The sequence below is a fragment of the Bradyrhizobium sp. WBAH42 genome, from assembly GCF_024585265.1.
Classification (GTDB): domain Bacteria; phylum Pseudomonadota; class Alphaproteobacteria; order Rhizobiales; family Xanthobacteraceae; genus Bradyrhizobium.
This window is the reverse complement of record NZ_CP036533.1, coordinates 1,215,158-1,233,738: the sequence shown is the minus strand read 5'-3', so window position 1 is coordinate 1,233,738 and position 18,581 is coordinate 1,215,158. Positions and strand designations below refer to the sequence as shown.

The 18,581-nt window shown below is 65.3% G+C and carries 17 protein-coding genes; 11 read left to right on the top strand and 6 right to left on the bottom strand.

Annotated features, from left to right (window positions below):
• The first annotated feature begins 33 nt into the window (after nt 1-33).
• The gene (locus DCG74_RS05815; protein ID WP_172787954.1) at nt 34-453 is read left to right on the top strand and encodes a VOC family protein; all 420 of its coding nucleotides are present in this window, start codon (nt 34-36) and stop codon (nt 451-453) included.
• A 226-nt stretch (nt 454-679) separates the two neighbouring features.
• Nucleotides 680-2,260, top strand: coding sequence for an AMP-binding protein (locus DCG74_RS05810; RefSeq protein ID WP_172787955.1), 1,581 nt, complete (start codon nt 680-682; stop codon nt 2,258-2,260).
• A gap of 128 nt (nt 2,261-2,388) precedes the next feature.
• On the opposite strand, the gene DCG74_RS05805 is transcribed toward DCG74_RS05810, so the two are convergent.
• From DCG74_RS05805 to DCG74_RS05795, 3 genes are all read right to left on the bottom strand, one after another.
• Nucleotides 2,389-3,483, bottom strand: a complete 1,095-nt coding sequence (locus tag DCG74_RS05805) for an HD-GYP domain-containing protein (RefSeq protein ID WP_172787956.1) — start codon at nt 3,481-3,483, stop codon at nt 2,389-2,391.
• A gap of 408 nt (nt 3,484-3,891) precedes the next feature.
• Nucleotides 3,892-6,174 carry a molybdopterin cofactor-binding domain-containing protein gene (locus DCG74_RS05800; protein WP_172787957.1) on the bottom strand — a complete coding sequence of 761 codons (2,283 nt, stop codon included), beginning with the start codon at nt 6,172-6,174 and terminating at the stop codon, nt 3,892-3,894.
• Nucleotides 6,171-6,662 (bottom strand): (2Fe-2S)-binding protein, encoded by a 492-nt coding sequence (locus DCG74_RS05795; protein ID WP_135163526.1) that lies wholly within the window; start codon nt 6,660-6,662, stop codon nt 6,171-6,173. Before DCG74_RS05795 ends, DCG74_RS05800 begins: the two co-directional genes overlap by 4 nt.
• Before the next feature lie 363 nt (nt 6,663-7,025).
• Here DCG74_RS05795 and DCG74_RS05790 point away from each other — a divergent pair, with 363 nt between their 5' ends.
• The 3 genes from DCG74_RS05790 to DCG74_RS05780 all read left to right on the top strand — a co-directional run bounded on the left by DCG74_RS05790 (nt 7,026) and on the right by DCG74_RS05780 (nt 9,100).
• Nucleotides 7,026-7,790, top strand: coding sequence for an alpha/beta fold hydrolase (locus DCG74_RS05790; protein WP_172787958.1), 765 nt, complete (start codon nt 7,026-7,028; stop codon nt 7,788-7,790).
• 24 nt (nt 7,791-7,814) lie between these two features.
• Nucleotides 7,815-8,150 (top strand): hypothetical protein, encoded by a 336-nt coding sequence (locus tag DCG74_RS05785; protein ID WP_172787959.1) that lies wholly within the window; start codon nt 7,815-7,817, stop codon nt 8,148-8,150.
• A gap of 278 nt (nt 8,151-8,428) precedes the next feature.
• Entirely contained in the window at nt 8,429-9,100 is a 672-nt protein-coding gene (locus DCG74_RS05780; RefSeq protein ID WP_172787960.1) for a dienelactone hydrolase family protein, read from the top strand.
• 135 nt (nt 9,101-9,235) lie between these two features.
• On the opposite strand, the gene DCG74_RS05775 is transcribed toward DCG74_RS05780, so the two are convergent.
• The 3 genes from DCG74_RS05775 to DCG74_RS05765 all read right to left on the bottom strand — a co-directional run bounded on the left by DCG74_RS05775 (nt 9,236) and on the right by DCG74_RS05765 (nt 11,355).
• The gene (locus tag DCG74_RS05775) at nt 9,236-9,982 is read right to left on the bottom strand and encodes a polysaccharide biosynthesis/export family protein (RefSeq protein WP_172787961.1); all 747 of its coding nucleotides are present in this window, start codon (nt 9,980-9,982) and stop codon (nt 9,236-9,238) included.
• A 265-nt stretch (nt 9,983-10,247) separates the two neighbouring features.
• Nucleotides 10,248-10,904: a peptide-methionine (S)-S-oxide reductase MsrA gene (msrA, locus tag DCG74_RS05770; protein ID WP_172787962.1), complete on the bottom strand. Its 657-nt coding sequence runs from the start codon at nt 10,902-10,904 to the stop codon at nt 10,248-10,250.
• 133 nt (nt 10,905-11,037) lie between these two features.
• Nucleotides 11,038-11,355: a hypothetical protein gene (locus tag DCG74_RS05765; protein WP_025033220.1), complete on the bottom strand. Its 318-nt coding sequence runs from the start codon at nt 11,353-11,355 to the stop codon at nt 11,038-11,040.
• Nucleotides 11,356-11,777: 422 nt separating this feature from the next.
• On the opposite strand from DCG74_RS05765, the gene rpsT reads away from it, so the two are divergent.
• The 6 genes from rpsT (at nt 11,778) to DCG74_RS05735 (ending at nt 18,464) form a co-directional block, all read left to right on the top strand.
• Nucleotides 11,778-12,044 (top strand): 30S ribosomal protein S20, encoded by a 267-nt coding sequence (gene rpsT / locus DCG74_RS05760; RefSeq protein ID WP_024338506.1) that lies wholly within the window; start codon nt 11,778-11,780, stop codon nt 12,042-12,044.
• A gap of 1,253 nt (nt 12,045-13,297) precedes the next feature.
• Nucleotides 13,298-14,707 carry a chromosomal replication initiator protein DnaA gene (gene dnaA / locus DCG74_RS05755; RefSeq protein WP_172787963.1) on the top strand — a complete coding sequence of 470 codons (1,410 nt, stop codon included), beginning with the start codon at nt 13,298-13,300 and terminating at the stop codon, nt 14,705-14,707.
• Nucleotides 14,708-14,966: 259 nt separating this feature from the next.
• Nucleotides 14,967-16,085: a DNA polymerase III subunit beta gene (dnaN, locus tag DCG74_RS05750; RefSeq protein WP_172787964.1), complete on the top strand. Its 1,119-nt coding sequence runs from the start codon at nt 14,967-14,969 to the stop codon at nt 16,083-16,085.
• A 54-nt stretch (nt 16,086-16,139) separates the two neighbouring features.
• The gene (locus tag DCG74_RS05745; RefSeq protein ID WP_172787965.1) at nt 16,140-16,427 is read left to right on the top strand and encodes a GIY-YIG nuclease family protein; all 288 of its coding nucleotides are present in this window, start codon (nt 16,140-16,142) and stop codon (nt 16,425-16,427) included.
• Nucleotides 16,428-16,473: 46 nt separating this feature from the next.
• Nucleotides 16,474-17,610, top strand: a complete 1,137-nt coding sequence (recF, locus tag DCG74_RS05740) for a DNA replication/repair protein RecF (protein ID WP_172787966.1) — start codon at nt 16,474-16,476, stop codon at nt 17,608-17,610.
• A 110-nt stretch (nt 17,611-17,720) separates the two neighbouring features.
• Nucleotides 17,721-18,464 (top strand): hypothetical protein, encoded by a 744-nt coding sequence (locus tag DCG74_RS05735; protein ID WP_172787967.1) that lies wholly within the window; start codon nt 17,721-17,723, stop codon nt 18,462-18,464.
• The last annotated feature ends 117 nt before the right edge of the window (nt 18,465-18,581 follow it).

Genomic DNA, 18,581 nt, shown 5'->3' with positions numbered 1-18,581 from the left:
TGCGCGGGGCACTTCACGACGAAAGGATGAGACATGACGGTCAAGGTTCATGCCCTGGATCATCTCGTGATCAATGTCACCGATGTCGCGGCAAGTGCTGCGTGGTACGGCAAGATTCTCGGCATGGATGTCAAGCTGTTCGATCCCGGCGGCGGCAAAGCGCCGCGGACTTTCCTTGAATTCGGTAACCAGAGGATCAACGTCCGGCAACGCGACGCCGACAAGGTGGAGTGGTTCACCGCGGACCACCCGACGGCGGGCAGCGAGGACCTGTGCTTTCTCACTTCCGCCACGCCGGACGAGGTGGTGGCGCATTTGCGGGCACATGGCGTCGCGATCGAGGAAGGCCCGGGCCCGAGGCAAGGCGCCCGCGGCACGCTGCGCTCGGTCTATTGCCGGGATCCCGATGGCAGCCTGATCGAGATCTCGTCGTACGAGGATGGTAGCCGGTAGGACCTCCGCTTCCCGCCCCAAACACCGTCATTGCGAGCGAAGCGAAGCAATCCAGAATCCCTCCGCGGAACCAGTCTGGATTGCTTCGTCGCAAGGGCTCCTCGCAATGACGGTGGAGAGAGCTCGGCCCTCTCCCCCGATTTGCTTCACGCCTCATCCGATGGCAGGAAGACGCAATCATCAAAAGACAGCCGCCAGCAAGATGCAGGCTGCACCGGGAGGAGCCATGCCAGTTCAACAGACCACAGCCGGAATCCTGGGCCCGTTCGATGGGCTCGACGTGCCCTGGCTCTTGAAGATGCGCGCCGAAATCCGCAGCTCACATCCGTTCCTGATCTGGGCGCCGTTCGATGCGCCGGCGCGGCGCTGGAGCTACGGCGAGTTTCACGAGCGGGTTGGCGCGCTCGCGGCCGGGCTCGCCAGGCGCGGCGTCAAGCCGGGCGAATATGTGCTCATTCATCTCGACAATTGCATCGAGGCGATGCTGGCCTGGTTCGCCTGCGTCGAGCTGGGCGCCGTCGCGGTCACCACCAACACCCGCTCGGCGCCGGCCGAGATCGCGTATTTCGCCGATCATTGCAGCGCGGTCGCCGCGATCACGCAGCCGGCCTATGCGGACATCGTCGCGCAGAACTGCCGCAACATCCGTTGGCTGGCGGTGACTTCGCACGATGCGGGCGCGGCGCCCGCGCAAGGGGTGTCGCGCGGCGACAGCTTCGAATCGCTGTTCGCCGACAGTGCCGATCGTCCCCGGCGCGCGACCGATCCGCTGGCGCCATGCAGCGTGCAATACACTTCGGGCACGACGTCGCGGCCCAAGGCGGTGCTGTGGACCCATGCCAACGCGCTGTGGGGCGCCAAGATCAACGCCGCGCATGAGGACCTGCACGCCGGCGACGTGCACCAGGCCTACTTGCCGCTGTTCCACACGAATGCCCTCGCCTACTCCATGCTGGCAACGCTGTGGGTCGGGGCGACTTGCGTGATCCAGCCGCGCTTCTCGGCCAGCCGGTTTTGGGGCGTCGCACGCGAGCATGGCGCGACCTGGACCTCGACCATCCCATTCTGCACGAAGGCGCTGCTCGAGCAGGAGATCCCGAAGGACCACAAGTTCCGCCTGTGGGGCACCGCCATCAACGAGCCGCCGGCCTTTGCCGCGTTCGGCATCAAGATGATCGGCTGGTGGGGCATGACCGAGACCATCACCCACGGCATCGTCGGCGAGGTCGACCAGCCCAACATCCCGATGTCGATCGGCCGCGCCGCGCCCGAATATCAGATCCGCATCACCAACGACGACGGACGGCCGACGGAGGTCGGCGACACCGGCAATCTCGCGATCAAGGGCATCCCGGGCCTGTCGCTGTTCGCCGAGTACCTGCACAACGAGAAGGCCACGCGCGAGAGCTTTGACGAGCACGGCTTCTTTCTCACCGGCGACCGTGTCGAGCGGCTCCAGAACGGCTTCATCAAGTTCGGCGACCGCGCCAAGGACATGCTGAAGGTCGGCGGCGAGAACGTTGCGGCCTCCGAGATCGAGCAGGTGATCGCGCTCGTGCCGGGCGTGCGCGAGGCCGCGGTGGTGGCGAAGAAGCATCCGATGCTGGACGAGGTGCCCGTGGTCTTCATCATCCCGCAGGACGGCGTCGCGGGCGCTGCGCCCGATCTGCATGATCGCGTGATGGAAGCCTGCCGCAAGGGCCTCGCCGACTTCAAGCTGCCGCGCGAGATCAGATTCGTCGACGACATGCCGCGCTCGACGCTGGAGAAGGTGGCGAAGGCGGAGCTGCGGAAGATGGTGGGGTGAGGCGCGCGAAGACAGTTCACCCGTCATTGCGAGCGAAGCGAAGCAATCCAGCGTTCCTCCGCGGAGGCAGTCTGGATTGCTTCGTCGCTTCGCTCCTCGCAATGACCGAGGTTGGAGGGATCCTTATCCTAGAACGACCCCAGCGCGACCGGGCGGAACGCCTGCAGCAGCTGCTGGTCGAGCTTGCCGCCCATGCCTTCCATCATCGTGAAGGCGCGGGAGTGGGTGAAGGGCATGCGGTAGGCGCGCTTCTCGACGAGCGCGGCGTAGATGTCGACGATCGTCGTCAGCCGCACGATGTCGCTGATCTGGTTCGACGACAGGCCGTTCGGATAGCCCGAGCCGTCGAGGAATTCGTGGTGATGCAGCACCACGTCCAGCATCTCCGGCGGGAAGCTGCCTTGGGCGGCGAGCGCGTCATAGCCGCGGCGCGGATGCTGGCGGACCTCGGCCATCTCCTCGTCGGTGAGCTTGCCGGGCTTGTCGAGCAGCCAGGCCGGAACGAAGGCCTTGCCGACGTCGTGCAGCAGCGCGGCGCGGACGAGGCGGCGCTGGTCGTCCTCGCGCATACCGAGATGCTGGGCGAAGGCGACGGCGAAGCCGGTGACGAACAGGCAGTGGCGATAGCTGCCGACATGATGACAGCCCACCGTGGTGAGCCATTCACGCAGCGAGGAATGCTTGATCGCCTTCAGGATCTTGCTCTCGGCGGCGATGACGTCGTCGAAGGTCAGGGGCACGCCGAGCGGCAGCTTCTCGAACATCTTGGTCAGCACCGCATGCGCCGCCTCGACGCCGCGGTTGAGCGTCTTGCCGCGATCGGTGGCGTCATAGGCGGCGGTGTCCGGGAAGGCGGCGCGGATGCGCTGCAGGATGGCCTCGGCCTGAAGTGGCCGCGAGATGGTGTCGGTGGCCCCGAGCGCCCAGGCCTGCATGGTGCCGTGATGCAGGGCGTCCGCGAGCACGAACAGCCGCGGCATCGAACGATAGGCATCGCCGCGCAGCTTGTTGCGGACCCGCTGCACGCTCTCGGGCGAGCGCAGGTTGATGTCGACCACGAGGCCGGAGAGATCGCGCGCCGGCTGGGTGGGGATCTCCTCGGTCTTCACCGTCGAGACGTCGCCGACCGCTTTCAAGATGCTGGCGAGCTCGCTGCTGCCGTCGCTGCGATCGGAGGCGAGCAGAAGCCGGCGTTTGGCGGCGGATTTGGCTGTGGCGTTCATGGCTTCCCCACAAGGACCGGGAACTCGGGCGTATTGGCCGATGAGCCTAAGCCGGATCAGGTTCTCTGGCCCTTAAGAGGCGTGCTCAATGGAGGCTTGGGGAATTGCACGCAATTTTAGGGATTGGGTTCCGGGAGGGGGAGCCTCAAAAGCGAGAAAACAACCCCATGCACAGTAGAGCGGGCATTGATAACACAGGGGAATTTCTACAGGCCGCCTCCGCTGTCGTCGCCCGGCTTGACCGGGCGACCCAGTACGCCGAGACGGCGAGCTGGAACCGAGATGCCGCGGCGTACTGTATGCCCGCTTTGGCGGGGCATGACAGTGAGGGTGGGAGGCGGCTCCAAAAACAGATCCGCCGGAGGTTGCCCTCCGGCGGACCATTTGATTCTGCAATCGCGGCTCGGCTTACGCCTTCATGCTCGCCTTCACGGCCTCCGCCGTGATCGGTAGCGCCCGGACGCGGGCGCCGCTGGCATTGTAGATGGCGTTGCCGATGGCCGGCGCGACCACGGTGACCGCGGGCTCGCCGACGCCGGTCGCCTTCTCGCCGTTGGCAATCACGGCAACCGCGACCTCGGGCGTCTGGCTCATGCGCAAGGGCGTGTAGCTGTCGAAATTGGTCTGCTCGATGCCACCGTCCTTGAGTGTCGCCTTCTCGTACATCGCCAGCGACAGACCCCACAACGCCGCACCCTCGACCTGGGCGCGGATATTGTCGGGATGCACCTGCGTGCCGACGTCGGTTGCGACCGTGAGCTTCTTCACGGTCACCTCCCCCGACGGCGCGACGGCGACGTGAGCCACGCACGCCGTCCAGCTCGCGGTCGCGCGCTCCTGCGAGGAGACGCAGGCGACGCCCATGCCCTCGCCTTTCGGCAATTGCTTGGTGCCGTAGCCGGACAGTCCCATCGCGGCGAGCAGCGTGTTGCGCAAGCGCTGCGCGCCGCCGTCGTTCTTGCCGGCGCCGTCGAGCAACGAGATGCGGAACTGCGCGGGATCCTTGCCCGTCGCTGCCGCGATCTCGTCGATCATGCTTTCGACGGCCCAGAAGGTCCAGCCGGGCGCCACCGAGCGAAGCTGGCCGGATGGCGTGGCGTTGTGCGCGAGCTCGTTCTTGATCGCGCGCACATAATGGTTGGGCACGGTGTAGAAGAAGTCCGCGCCATTGACCGTGAACGAATCAAGCGGGCCCTTCTTGTCGACCGAGGGCGTCAGGAAATCGGGGATTCCCCAGCGCGCGGTCGGCCAGGCCGAGACCACGTCGTGGCTGATCGCAACGAGCTTGCCATCGCCGTCCACGCCGGCCTTGACCTTCTGGTAGGTGAGCGGACGCGAGAAATCCATCGTCATGTCGTTCTCGCGCGAATAGATCACCTTCACCGGCTTGCCGACCGCCTTGGCCGCCTGCACCGCCGGAATCATCATGTCGGCATCGAGCCGCCGGCCGAAGCCGCCGCCCAGCCAATGCTGATGCATCACGACGAATTTCGGATCGATCCCGGCAGCGCCCGCCGCGATCGCACCGGAGCGCGTCGCGAACTGGTTGCCGGAATAGATGTGCAGGATGTCGCCCTTGAACTCCGCAGTGGCGTTCATCGGCTCCAGCGGCGCGTGGATGTTGATGCTGGTGGTGTACTCGGCCTCGACCACTTTCGCCGCCGTGCCGAAGGCAGCATTGGGATCGCCGTCCTTGACGAAGAACTGGCCGGAATCCTCCAGGCCCTGCAACCGCTTGGCCTCGTCGAGCAGCGACTGGCTCGACAGCTTCGCGTTCGGACCCGCGTCATAGGCGATCTTCAGCGCCTGTGCCGCCTTCTTGGCGTTGGCGTAGGTGCCGGCGACGGCAACGACCCAGCCCGACGTCGTTGCGGTCTTGTCGTCGAGCGTGACGGCCTTGATGAAGCCCGGCACTTTCTTTGCCGCGCTGTCATCGACCGATTTCACCGTGGCGCCGAAGCGCACCGGCGGCGTGACCACCGCGCCATAGACCATGCCCGGCAACATCACGTCGATGCCGTACTTGGCCGTGCCGTTGGTCTTGGCGGGGATGTCGAGCTGCGGTACCGACACGCCGATCATGGTGTATTGATCGGGTGTTTTCAGCTTGAGTGCCTTGAGCTCGTCCGGCGTGAAGGTCTTCGTCGCCTTGCCGCTTTTCACGACATCGGCGAACGACATCTGCTTCTTCGACTTCGGATGCACGATCATGGAATCGCGCACCACCAGCTCCGATGCCGGCACGCCCATGGCGGCGGCAGCACCTTCCGTCAATGCGATCCGCCCGGCTGCACCGGCCCGGCTCATCGCCTCGAAGTTCATCATGGTCGACCAGCTGCCGCCGGTGATCTGTGCGCCCAGCACGGGATCGTTGAACTTGGGATCGTTGGAGGCGAGCTGCACGCGCATGTCGCTCCATTTCGCGCCCAGTTCCTCGCAGACGATCTGCGCCATGGTGGAGGCGATGTGCTGGCCCATGTCGGCCTTGCCGCAGGTCACGGTCACGAGCCCGTCCGGCGAGATCGCGTACCAGACGCTCGGCTCGAAATTGGCCGGCGCGGCGGCTGCCGATTCGATGCCGGGCACGCCGGCATAGCCGAGCACGAGACCGGTCGCGGCGGTGCCGACGAGGAAGGAGCGGCGGCTGAGATCCGTCGCCTCGGGTGTCACGTTCTTCACATGCTCGTTCATGTGGGCCTCCGCTCGTTGGAGGTGGCGGATGCGGTGCGCATCTCGGATGCGGCGCGCATGATCGCCTTCTGGATCCGCGAATAGGTCATGCAACGGCAGAGATTGCCGTCCATATGGGCGACCACCTCTTCCTTGGTCGGATTGGGATTCTTCGCGAGCAGCGACGCCGCCTGCATGATCTGCCCGGACTGGCAATAGCCGCATTGCGGCACCTGCTCGGCGATCCAGGCCTTCTGCAAGGGATGATCGCCCTTGGCGGAGAGACCTTCGATGGTGGTGATCTTCTTGCCGGCGACGTCGCCGACCATGGTCTGGCACGAGCGCACGGCTTCGCCGTTGACGTGGACGGTGCAGGCACCGCACAGCCCGGCACCGCAGCCGAACTTGGTGCCGGTCATCTGCAATTGCTCGCGGATCGCCCAGAGGAGCGGCGTGTCGTTCGCCGCATCCACGGACAGACTCCGCCCGTTGATGGTGAGAGTTGGCATAGGCGTCTTCCCCTGCCGGTGCATGAAGCCGCTTACGGCGGCAACTTGAATGGCGGACGCCCACCGGGCTAGCGTCAACCTTGCCCGCGAGCATGATCGCGTTCCGGCGCGGAGGCAAATGCAATTTGGAACGAGTCGAAAAAACGTCCGCCACACTCGCCCGTTGTGCGCCGCGCCAAGGGCCGCGACGCAGCCACTGGACACAACAGCGCGTGCGTCAGGCATGCGTGCCATCGCGTTCGAGCGGTTTCTTCGAGGTAACTTGGCGAGCTAGAGTGCAGCCGCACGCAAACCCTTACCCTCCCCTGGAGGGGGAGGGTGAAGCACCGAGTTAGTGGCGAGGAAAAGAAAGGGCGGGAAACAATGCCAAGGATAAACCGGGACGGCGTCGGGATCTACTACGAGGTTCATGGCAACGGGCCGCCGCTGCTGCTCACGCACGGCTATTCCTCGACATCGGCGATGTGGCATGGGCAGATCGATGCGCTGGCCAGGGATCACCAGCTGATCCTGTGGGACATGCGCGGTCACGGCCAGTCCGATTATCCCGACGATGCGAACGCGTACAGCGAAGCGCTGACGATCGCTGACATGGCGGCGATCCTCGATGCGGTTGGTGCGAAGCGCGCCATCATCGGCGGGCTTTCGCTCGGCGGCTACATGTCGCTCGCGTTCTATCGTGCACATCCGGAGCGGGCCCGCGCGCTGCTGATCATCGACACCGGCCCCGGCTTCAGGAAGGACGATGCGCGCGAGGCCTGGAACGCGCGGGCGCTTGCCACCGCAGAGCGGCTCGACCGCGAAGGCCTCGACGTGTTGAAGGCGGCGACGCGCGAGCGCGCCACCGCGCGCCATCGCAACGCCAGGGGACTGGCGCTTGCCGCGCGCGGCATGCTGACCCAGCGCGATGCGCGCGTGATGGAGCTGTTGCCCGACATCCGGGTGCCCAGCCTGATCGTGGTTGGCGCCGACGACACGCCGTTCCTCGCCGCGTCCGACTACATGGCGGCAAAAATCCCCGACGCACAAAAGGTCGTGATCCCCGCCGCCGGACACGCCGTCAACATCGATCAACCCCAGGCTTTTGTTGACGCGGTCGCGCCTTTCCTGAAGAACTTGCCGGCATAGGGCGATCGAGCAGGGACACAGGCGATGAAGCTGATGATGCTGGCTGCGGGCACGATGCTGCTGTCGCTATCTGTGCAGGCCGAGCCGATCGGCGCCGTGCCGCCGCGCCAGCCCTTCGTCACGACCTTGTCGAACAACATTCCGCTCGCCTTCGGCATGGATGCCGAACAGACCGCACGCGCGCTCGGTCAGCCGCTGCAATATGTGCGGGGACGTCCCGGCCACGAGATCTATCTCGCTTTGCGCAACATCGGCGGCAGCCGCCTGATCCCCTCTCGCCACCGCCTGTTCCTGCAATTCCGTCACGGACGGCTGGCCGGATGGAAGGAGGATTACGGCGAGAACTGGATGTGGGAGTAGGTGCTGCGCCTCATCCTGAGAGAATGCGAAGCTATCGCTAGGATTGAGGTTCTGGCTGGCGGACAATGGCCCTACATCATACTCCGTCATTGCGAGCGCAGCGAAGCAATCCAGGCTGCTTCCGCGGAGGGATTCTGGATTGCTTCGCGGAGCCTGTCATCGGGCCGCGCTTTGCGCGGACCCGGTGGCTCGCAATGACGGTGTTGAAGCAGCGAGCTCTCATCTATGACCGTCATCCTGAGAGCCTGAGTTCGTAACAACCAAGAAGGACAACCCGCATGGGACAAGACATCAAGCTGACGGCCTCCGACAATTTCCAGCTCGGCGCCTATCGCGCCGACCCCGCCGGCACGCCGAAGGGCGCGGTGGTGGTGATCCAGGAGATCTTTGGGGTCAATCACCACATCCGCTCGGTCTGCGACCGCCTTGCCGGGGAAGGCTATGTCGCGATCGCGCCGTCGATCTTCGACCGGACGGCGCCGAACTTCCAGTCGGGCTATTCGCCCGACGAGATCGCGGAGGCGCGCAAGTTCGTGGCCAGTCCGGACTGGGCGGCAATGCTGCGCGACACGCAAGCTGCGATCGATGCGGTGAAGAGCACCGGGCCCGTGGGCATCATCGGCTTTTGCTTAGGGGGCAGCATCGCTTTCGTCGCGGCGACGCGATTGACCGGCCTGAAGGCCGCGATCGGCTATTACGGCGGCGCCGTCGTGCGCTTCGCCGACGAGACGCCGAAGGTGCCGACCCAGCTGCATTTCGGCGAGAAGGATGCGGGCATTCCGCTCACCGACGTCGAGACCGTCAAGGCGAAGCGGCCCGAGGTCGAAGTCCACATCTATCCGGGCGCCCAGCACGGCTTCCATTGCGACGAGCGCGCCAGCTACGACAAGGCCAGCGCCGACATCGCCTGGCCGCGCAGCATGGCGTTCTTCGCGAAGCATTTGAAATAGAGTGCGGGTTTCTCCACCGTCATTCCGGGGCGCGCGCAGCGCGAGCCCGGAATCCATCGAGCGTCAGCGCTTGTGGATGAATGGATTCCGGGCTCGCCACTTCGTCGCGCCCCGGAATGACAGAAGGAGAGAACCCTAGAACCAGCGCTCGCCGACGAACACGGTGTCGCCCGGTGCGAGCGGCGTGCCGAGCGGAACAACCGCGCGCATGGCGCCGCCGTTCTCGCTGTGCGTGACCGTGACCACGTCGCGCTTGGCGCGCGGGGAGAAACCGCCGGCGATGGCGACCGCGCTCTCGACCGTCATGTTCGGCACGTAAGGATATTGGCCGGGCGCAAGGACCTCGCCGAGGATGAAGAACGGACGATAGGTCTCGATCTCGACCGCCACCGAAGGTTCGCGGATGTAGCCGTTGCGCAGGCGTGCGGCGATCTCGCCGGCCAGCCCTGCCGTGGTGCGGCCGCGGGCCGGCACCGCGCCGATCAGCGGCATGGTGATGGAGCCGCCGGCATCGATCGCATAGCTGTTGGTGAGACCTTCCTGGCCATAGACCACGACGCGAAGCTTGTCGCCGGCGTCGAGATGGTAGGAGGCGCCATTGCGCACCGGTGCCGCCATCGGCGCGGCGTAGCCGACCGGCATCGGTCCGGGCGAGGCGGCAAAGGAATTGCTGAAGGCTGCGATGGCGCCGCCGCCGTTGCTGGCCACGGCGACCGGCTGCGGCGCGCCGTAGGGCTGGCCGTAGGCCATGGAATCGAGATCGGGACGAGGCTGCACCATCGCGACGGGGGTTGCGGTCTGCATGCAGCCGCCCAGGGCGAGCGCGGCGGACGCTGCCAAGGACGCCAAGTTCGACCATCGAAACGCGCGTGCAAACGGCACCGGACCCATCCCTCGAAACGAGACAGCTCCACTGATGCACCGGGTATGGTTAATAAAGCGTTGAGTGGAGGGATGACGGTGCCACCCTCCCCTGGAGGGGGAGGGTCGATCGCGCGCAGCGCGAGCGGGGTGGGGTGACGGTCTTTCCGCGACGAACAGTGCCCGAGTGGAGAGATCACCCCACCCCGTCACGCAATCTCGCTTCGCTCGATCGCGTGCCGACCCTCCCCCTCCAGGGGAGGGTAAGCAAGACACGTCGTTTAGCTCACGCGCTCACGCCAAGGCCGATCGGGCAGGACACGCCGGTGCCGCCCAGGCCGCAATAGCCGGCGGGATTCTTCGCCAGATATTGCTGATGGTAGTCCTCGGCGAAATAGAACGCACCGGCGGGCGCGATCTCGGTGGTGATGGCACCGAGCCCCTTCGCTGCGAGCGCCTTCTGATAGAGCGCCTTCGACTGCTCGGCCGCCTGCTTCTGCGCATCGGAAGTGGTGTAGATCGCGCTTCGGTATTGCGTGCCGACGTCGTTGCCCTGGCGCATGCCCTGCGTCGGGTTGTGGCTTTCCCAGAAAGTCTTCAGAAGCGTCTCGTAGGAGATCTTGTTCGGATCGAACACGACCAGCACCACTTCGGTGTGGGCGGTGCGGCCCGAGCAGACCTCCTCATAGGTCGGGTTCGGCGTGTGACCGCCGGCATAGCCGACGGCCGTCACATAGATGCCCTCGCGAAGCTGCCAGAACTTGCGCTCGGCGCCCCAGAAGCAGCCTAAGCCGAACAATGCCTGCTCGAGACCGGCGGGATAAGGCGGCTTCAGCTTTGCGCCGTTGACGAAATGGGTGGTCGCGGTCGGGATGGCCTGCGCACGGCCCGGCAGCGCGTCAGCTGCGCTCGGCAATGCAGTGGTCTTGCGCACGAACAGCATGATGGATCTCCGAAGCGAGCGCATGCCTGAGCCAGTCGGGAGACCAGGCGCGTGCTCGCGATGAGGTGGGAATATAGGGCTCTACGCGGCAAGAGGCAGCGCTGTTACGCGGCGGCCGGCGGAACTTGAAAGCTCAATCCCGGGAATAGCCGATCAAGGGCTTGCGCGGGCGGAACAGGATCATCAGGAGGATGCCCAAAATGCCGAGGACGGCGAAGACCGGCTGCTCCAGCACCAGGCGGATCACCGAGGTCCAGAGCCAAGGCGCCTTGGCCTCGACCCAGGTGCGGAAGGCCGATTGGCTGGCCTGATTGATGTCGTTCCAGAACTGGCCGAAACGGGTGAATTTGAGGGTCTGGTCGGCCACCCAGCGGGCGCCGTCATAGACCATGAAGATGAACCCGCCGGCGAGCAGCAACAGCCCAATCAGTCGGAAAAAGCCGCGGATCATGCCTCACCTACGATGGTCGCCCGACCGGACGACCTTGCGAAACGATGCCAGCCAATAGCCGGGCGACGGCAGAAATTCAACCTCTTCAGGGCGTTACGGCACCAAACCGGCCCGCCAAAGGCGCGTTTCCAGCCCCCGAAAGCGTTGACGGTGCGAAAGACCCTCTCTATAAGGGCGCCAACTGGCGGTGGGCGCAATCCCGCCGCCGCTGTTCTTTGAGCAGTTGCAGGCCCCTTGGGCTTCAGGACTCTCTCGAGCTTGAAGTCACCGTGGAGCCTCAGAGACAGCCGCGAGGCGGTCGCTCATGTTCCGGGAACGGCCCAGCAACCGAACACCCTAAATCCGAGCGTCGATTACGCGGTCAAGCAAGCCGGCGCTACCCGACCAAGACGCGACCGGTACCCGCAAAGGACATTGAGACCATGGCCAATACCACTTCCGCCAAGAAAGCGACGCGCAAGATCGCCCGCCGCACCGCCGTCAACAAGTCGCGCCGCACCCAGATGCGTGGCGCCGTGCGCACTGTCGAGGAAGCCATCAAGAGCGGCGATCGCGCCGCTGCCGTGAAGGCACTCGCGACTGCCGAGCCCGCCTTGATGCGCGCCGCCCAGCGCAACATCATTCACAAGAACAACGCCAGCCGCAAAGTCTCGCGCCTCACCGCGCAGATCGCCAAGCTCGCGAAGTAAATCTTGCCAAGTCATCTTGGTGACATCGTCTGATCGGTCGATCCGGTCAGCGCGTCAAAAAGCCCGGCCTCACGCCGGGCTTTTTTGTTGGCTGTCATAATTTCACGCCAGCAGTCACGCGAGGCTCACGCCTCGCTTGGACGATTTAAATCGTCTGCGTCAGTTTTCGTTCCGTAGTTCTACCTGCCGATGTTCTGCAACAGTGGAAACTTCACTGCGTTGCAAAAACCCCTGTGCCGCGGGCGCGAATTGAATCGGTGGCCGATGAGAGTTCTGCACACCGTAGATTCACCGGAACGCGAGCGAGTGTGGAGTTACCCTGCAAAACGAGTCTCGAAAAGCGATGACTCGATAATCACTTATCTACATAGCAGCGACAAGCATTTGGAAAATTCGCCCGCACGTCGGGCGCATGACGAATTTATAAAAAAAATTTGGCGCTGAACGAGAATTGTCACATGACGCGCGGCCTTCTCGATTCTGTGCACGGATTCAAAAACTTGCTTCGGAGCCTGTGAACAACTCCTGTGCGGCATTAACCGAGGTCAAGTTTTTTGACGCCTCAACTGTGAATCAATTTCGTTGCGAGTCTTTCCGCTTAGTGTATTCCTTAACCCAGTCAGCGGCGCCCACGATCTTGAGACCAGCGCGGTTTAGGAAACGGGGCGAACGTGCAGATCGGCGGCGGTAGGCACGTAGGCGACGCTTCAACAAGTGATGTCGGTTCAAAACCCACAGCAATGTGGGAATGGTAGCTCTTTGTCTGAATGTCTCCAAGCGGGATCTCCTCGCTCGCGCCAAGCGCAAATGAGAGACATCGCGAAGTTACCCCGGCACGCAAGGTGGCGAAGTCGAGCGGACGACGAGTACATTGGGCAGACATCCGCGACAGGAGTACGGCGCGGTTGTCTTCAGGACACGCAGGACCTTGTCGTGAGCGATCACGGCAGGACGGGGAGGTATCATGTCTTACGGACTCAGCGCGGTATTGCAGCACGTTTCTTTTTCCAACGATGCCGTTTCAGCCCCGTCGGATCTCCAGCCTCCCGCGTGTGACGGAGCGCCGAGTACGCGCTGACCTCGCGACCCCTCCATCTCTGACATCGCTGATCTGACCCGCGGCGTTCGCGCCGAACGGTCGAGCCATGCCCGACGATGGACTCGCTCGAGGTCGCGCCAGTTCAGGGTGCGTGGCAAGAACCCTGCATGGCGCTCACAACGCAACTATATCTCTCAAGAGAAGTTTTCTGACGATGACAATGGAACAGGATCGCTGGTCACGCGTGAAGGGTCGGTTGCGCTCGAGCGTTGGCGAGGACGTCTACACGAGCTGGTTTGCACGCATGGATCTGGAAGGCGTGCAGGACGAGAGCGTGCGGCTGTCGGTGCCGACGCGGTTCCTGAAGAGCTGGATCCAGGCCCATTATGCCGAGCGCGTGCTGTCGTGCTGGCAGGCCGAGATGCCGGAAGTGCATCGCATCGACCTCACGGTGCGGTCCGCCGTGCGTCCGACGGCGCAGCCGAAGGAAGCGCCCGCGCCGGTCGAGGCGCGCCGCGCGCCGACGCCGGAATTGCGCTCGACCGCGACCGCGCCGGTCTCGGCCAATCACGACGCGCTCGGCGGCTCGCCGCTCGATCCGCGCCTGACCTTCGCGAGCTTCGTCGTCGGCCGCTCCAACACGCTGGCCCATGCGGCCGCGCGCCAGGTCGCCGAAGGACGTCGCGGCGACCCCGTGATGTTCAACCCACTCTACATCCATGCCGGCGTCGGCCTCGGCAAGACGCATCTGTTGCAGGCGGTGACCTGGGCCGGCAATTCCGGCAACGAGCGCAAGGTGCTGTATCTCACGGCGGAAAAATTCATGTACGGCTTCGTCGCCGCGCTGAAGACGCAGACGGCGCTGGCTTTCAAGGAAGCGCTGCGCGGCATCGACGTGCTGGTGATCGACGACCTCCAGTTCCTGCAGGGCAAGTCGACGCAGGCCGAGTTCTGCCACACGCTGAACGCGCTGATCGACGCCGGCCGCCAGGTCGTGATCGCGGCCGACCGTCCGCCGTCCGATCTCGAAAGCCTGGATGACCGCGTGCGCTCGCGGCTCGCCGGCGGGCTCGTGGTCGAGATGGGCTCGCTCGGCGAGGAACTGCGCCACGGCATCCTGAAATCGCGCGTCGCGGCGGCCCGCGCCCATCATGCGACGTTTGAGGTGCCCGAGGAGGTGCTGCACTATCTGGCGCGCACCATCACCCATAACGGCCGCGACCTCGAAGGCGCGATCAACCGCCTGCTCGCGCATTCCAAGCTCAACAACCGGCCGGTGACGCTGGAGATGGCCGAGCACGAGGTGCGCGACCTGGTGCGGCCGCAGGAGCCCAAGCGGATCAAGATCGAGGACATCCAGCGCGTGGTGGCACGGCAATATAATGTCAGCCGCTCCGACCTGCTCTCCTCGCGCCGCACCGCCAACGTGGTGCGCCCGCGCCAGGTGGCGATGTATCTCGCCAAGACGCTGACCCTGCGTTCGCTGCCCGAGATCGGCCGCCGCTTCGGCGGACGCGACCACACCACGGTGCTGCACGCCGTGCGCAAGATCGAGGCGCTGGTCTCCAAGGACACCGCTCTGTCCGAGGAAGTGGAATCGCTGAAGCGCCAGCTTCAGGAATAAAGGCCTAGGGCTCCCGCCCTGCTCCCGCCGCCCCGGCTCGCCCTGGGCGGCGGCCTTCGTTTGGGGCGGTAAATCGTGGGGAACTGGCCCCGATCCCTTGAATCGCCGGGGCATCCGCGGCACCTTGCGCGACCCAGGCGGCTTTGGTCATATCGGCAGGAATGATCCGGCCTTGCGGGGTCTTCGATGCCGTGGCGCGCGTCCCGCCGCCCGGCCTTCTCAACGCTGTGTTTTCCTTGGGGATCGGGCGAGTAGTGCAATGAAGGTTACGGTCGAACGCGCGCAATTGCTGAAGTCGCTGGGCCATGTCCACCGCGTGGTCGAGCGCCGCAACACGATCCCGATCCTCGGCAACGTGCTGGTGCGCGCCGAGAACGCGAAATTGTCGCTGAAGGCGACCGACCTCGACCTCGAGGTGACCGAGACGCTGCCGGCGGAAACCGCGACCGCGGGCTCCACCACGGTGCCGGCGCATATGTTCTACGACATCGTGCGCAAGCTGCCGGACGGCTCGCAGATCGTGCTGGAGGCCGACGGCGACCGCGCGGTGCTGGCAATCCGCGCCGGCCGCTCCCGCTTCACGCTGCAGACGCTGCCGGAGAATGATTTCCCCGATCTGGCGGCCGGCGACATGTCGCACTCGTTCTCGCTCGCCGCCAAGGACGTCAAGCGGCTGATCGACCGCACGCAGTTCGCGATCTCGACCGAAGAGACGCGCTATTACCTCAACGGCATCTATCTGCATGCCGCCGGCACGGCAAAGGCCGCCACCCTGCGCGGTGTCGCCACCGACGGCCACCGCCTCGCCCAGCTCGACCTGGTGCAGCCCAAGGGCGCCGAGGGCATGCCCGGCGTGATCGTGCCGCGCAAGACGGTCGGCGAGGTGCAGCGCCTGATCGAGGACACCGAGGCCGAGATGACGATCGAGCTGTCGCAGGCCAAGATCCGCTTCACCATCGGCAACGTCGTACTGACCTCGAAACTGATCGACGGCACCTTCCCCGATTACGGCCGCGTCATCCCGCAGAACAACGACAAGGAGCTCGTGGTCGACAAGAAGGATTTCGAGAACGCGGTCGACCGCGTCTCGACGATTTCGAGCGAGCGCGGCCGCGCGGTGAAATTGTCGCTGTCGGCGGGCAAGCTGGTGCTGTCGGTGACCAACCCGGATTCCGGCAGCGCGACCGAAGAGCTCGAGGTCGAATACGCCTCCGACGCCCTCGATATCGGCTTCAACTCCCGCTATCTGCTCGACATCGCCGCCCAGATCGAAGGCGACGTCGCAACGCTTCGCCTCGCCGACCCCGGCTCGCCGACGCTGGTGCAGGACCGCGACGACAAGAGCGCGCTGTATGTGCTGATGCCGATGCGGGTGTGAGGATATTTCCCCTCTCGTCATGGCCGGGCTTGACCCGGCCATCCATCAAACAAGATGACTTATTGGGTGTATATCCTCGCCAGCAAGCCCGGTGGAACACTCTACATCGGCGTCACCAACAATCTGGTCAGACGCGTCTACGAGCACCGGGAAGGGCTGGCGGACGGCTTCACCAAACGCTACGGGGTGAAGATCTTGGTCTATTTCGAGGCGCACGACACGATCGCCGCTGCCCTCCAGCGCGAAAAGAACATGAAACACTGGTCGCGCGAGTGGAAGATCGATCTGATCGTGAAGAGCAATCCCGCGTGGCAAGACCTATATGATGAAATTGCCCGCTGACGCGGGCGATGGATTGCCGGGTCAAGCCCGGCAATGACGAGCTATCATGCCCCCCTCCCGCATTCATCGCCTGACGCTGACGCATTTCCGCAATTATCGGGCGGCGGGGCTCGAGACGGCGGCTGACCTGGTGGCACTGGTCGGGCCGAACGGGGCGGGCAAGACCAATTGCATCGAGGCGATCTCGTTCCTGTCGCCGGGCCGCGGCCTGCGCCGCGCGACGCTCGAAGACGTCGCCGACAACCAGGGCGACGGGTCCTGGGCGGTGTCGGCGCAGGTCGAGGGCGCGCTGGGGCTGGCCACGCTCGGCACCGGCATCGATGCGCCGCGCGCGGACGCCCCGGTGAGCCGGCGCTGCCGCATCGACCGCGAGCCGGTGGGTTCGGCCAGCGCATTCGGCGATCACATCCGCATGGTGTGGCTGACGCCGGCGATGGACGGGCTGTTCATGGGCGCCGCCTCGGAGCGCCGGCGCTTCTTCGATCGTCTCGTGCTCGCCATCGACAGCGAGCATTCCAGCCGGATCAACGCGCTCGAGCGCTCCTTGCGCTCGCGCAACCGCCTCTTGGAGACGCGCAATTACGACGACCATTGGTGCGACGCGATCGAGCGCGAGACCGCCGAGCTCGCAGTCGCGGTGGCGGCCACGCGCGGCCAGACCGCGGCAAGGCTGACCGGCATGCTCAACGCGCGCGCGCAAGCCTCCGCATTTCCATCCGCGCAAATCGCGCTCGACGGCTGGATGGAGAACGCGCTGCTGACGGAGACCGCGACCTCGGTCGAGGACCGCTACCGCCAGATCCTGCGCGACAACCGCCCGCGCGATGCGATCGCCGGCCGCACCACCGACGGCCCGCACCTCACCGACCTCGCGGTCCTCTATGCGCCGAAGAGCATGCCGGCGCGCGATGCCTCGACCGGCGAACAGAAGGCGCTGCTGATCGGCCTCGTGCTGGCGCATGCGAGCCTGGTCGCCGAGATGACCGGCATCGTGCCGCTGCTGCTGCTCGACGAGGTGGTTGCGCATCTCGATCCGAACCGCCGGGCGGCGCTGTTCGATGAGCTGAAGAAGCTCGGCGCGCAGGTGTGGCTGACCGGTGCGGATCCCGCCGCCTTCGCCGAGATCGGCGCAGGGGGCGAAGTGTTTGACGTCGAGAGCGGACGAGTCGCGGCCCGCAGCTAGGCCGCCGCATTGAACCCGCTTGTTTGCGGCCACGACTAGCTGCTTGTGGCTGCAAGAGGCGGCCATCGCGCAGGATTTCACAACTGGCGCGATATCCTTGGAGCACGAGCATGGCGACGGTGGGGCGTGGGGCGCAAGCTCCGGCACGATGGCAACTCATTGCGTGCGGCCTTGCTCTCCTCGCAAGCTGCCTGCTCGCGGCAAGCGCCGGCGCCTTCGTGTCGAACCTGCCGCCGCTGTTCCCGGCCGCGCTGACGCTGGATCCCGCGGCCAGGCTGCCCGCACCGACCCGCTATAGCTATCGGGGGATCCACACCACCGTGATGCCCGGCATCGAGGCGCCGCTCCGGACCAGGCTCGAAGCCCGCGTGCCCGCGGCGCTCAGTGACGTGCTCGCGTTCTATCGGACCGAGCTTGGAAAGCTCGGCTGGCAGGAGCAGCAGGATGACGCGGTGGTCGGCGCCGCTCACGCGCGCCTCGCCTTCGTCTCCCCGATCGGGCCGGCGGCGCTGGAGCTCGACCGCAAGGAGGGCAGCACCGCGGTGCAGCTCGTGCAGAAGAATTCGCAGGCCGCGACCCGCGCCAACGTCCTGCCTGAACCCGGCCAGGCCAAGCTGGTGTTCAGCAATATCGGCGAGAACGAAGCCGTGCTCACGATCAACCAGCGGACCATCCCGCGCCCCGCCGGCGCCAACGCCGTCGCGCTGGACCTTGTGCCCGGCACATACAGCTACGGACTGAGCGTGCCGGGCCATCCGGCCAGAACGAGCATGCTCGCGGTCGCAGCCGGCGATACCTGGGAGCTCACGATCGGGCGCGACGGCGAGGCGTGGCCACCGCTGCAGCTGTACTGAGCCGCTGTTCGGCCATGGCTGTTGAACCTGGCCGGTTCCTGCCGCGACTTCTGGTCTGAGGCCGCGCCGATGGGGGCGTCGCCTGCAAATGCGCGGGCATGACGACCCCGCGCCATC

Coding starts and splice junctions, on each gene's coding strand:
- DCG74_RS05765 (WP_025033220.1), bottom strand. CDS start 11,355: ATGATCCGCGGCTTTTTCCGACTGATTGGGCTGTTGCTGCTCGCCGGC.
- DCG74_RS05815 (WP_172787954.1), top strand. CDS start 34: ATGACGGTCAAGGTTCATGCCCTGGATCATCTCGTGATCAATGTCACC.
- DCG74_RS05785 (WP_172787959.1), top strand. CDS start 7,815: ATGAAGCTGATGATGCTGGCTGCGGGCACGATGCTGCTGTCGCTATCT.
- DCG74_RS05735 (WP_172787967.1), top strand. CDS start 17,721: ATGGCGACGGTGGGGCGTGGGGCGCAAGCTCCGGCACGATGGCAACTC.
- DCG74_RS05805 (WP_172787956.1), bottom strand. CDS start 3,483: ATGAACGCCACAGCCAAATCCGCCGCCAAACGCCGGCTTCTGCTCGCC.
- DCG74_RS05780 (WP_172787960.1), top strand. CDS start 8,429: ATGGGACAAGACATCAAGCTGACGGCCTCCGACAATTTCCAGCTCGGC.
- msrA (WP_172787962.1), bottom strand. CDS start 10,904: ATGCTGTTCGTGCGCAAGACCACTGCATTGCCGAGCGCAGCTGACGCG.
- DCG74_RS05800 (WP_172787957.1), bottom strand. CDS start 6,174: ATGAACGAGCATGTGAAGAACGTGACACCCGAGGCGACGGATCTCAGC.
- DCG74_RS05745 (WP_172787965.1), top strand. CDS start 16,140: ATGACTTATTGGGTGTATATCCTCGCCAGCAAGCCCGGTGGAACACTC.
- dnaA (WP_172787963.1), top strand. CDS start 13,298: ATGACAATGGAACAGGATCGCTGGTCACGCGTGAAGGGTCGGTTGCGC.
- DCG74_RS05790 (WP_172787958.1), top strand. CDS start 7,026: ATGCCAAGGATAAACCGGGACGGCGTCGGGATCTACTACGAGGTTCAT.
- DCG74_RS05810 (WP_172787955.1), top strand. CDS start 680: ATGCCAGTTCAACAGACCACAGCCGGAATCCTGGGCCCGTTCGATGGG.
- DCG74_RS05795 (WP_135163526.1), bottom strand. CDS start 6,662: ATGCCAACTCTCACCATCAACGGGCGGAGTCTGTCCGTGGATGCGGCG.
- recF (WP_172787966.1), top strand. CDS start 16,474: ATGCCCCCCTCCCGCATTCATCGCCTGACGCTGACGCATTTCCGCAAT.
- rpsT (WP_024338506.1), top strand. CDS start 11,778: ATGGCCAATACCACTTCCGCCAAGAAAGCGACGCGCAAGATCGCCCGC.
- dnaN (WP_172787964.1), top strand. CDS start 14,967: ATGAAGGTTACGGTCGAACGCGCGCAATTGCTGAAGTCGCTGGGCCAT.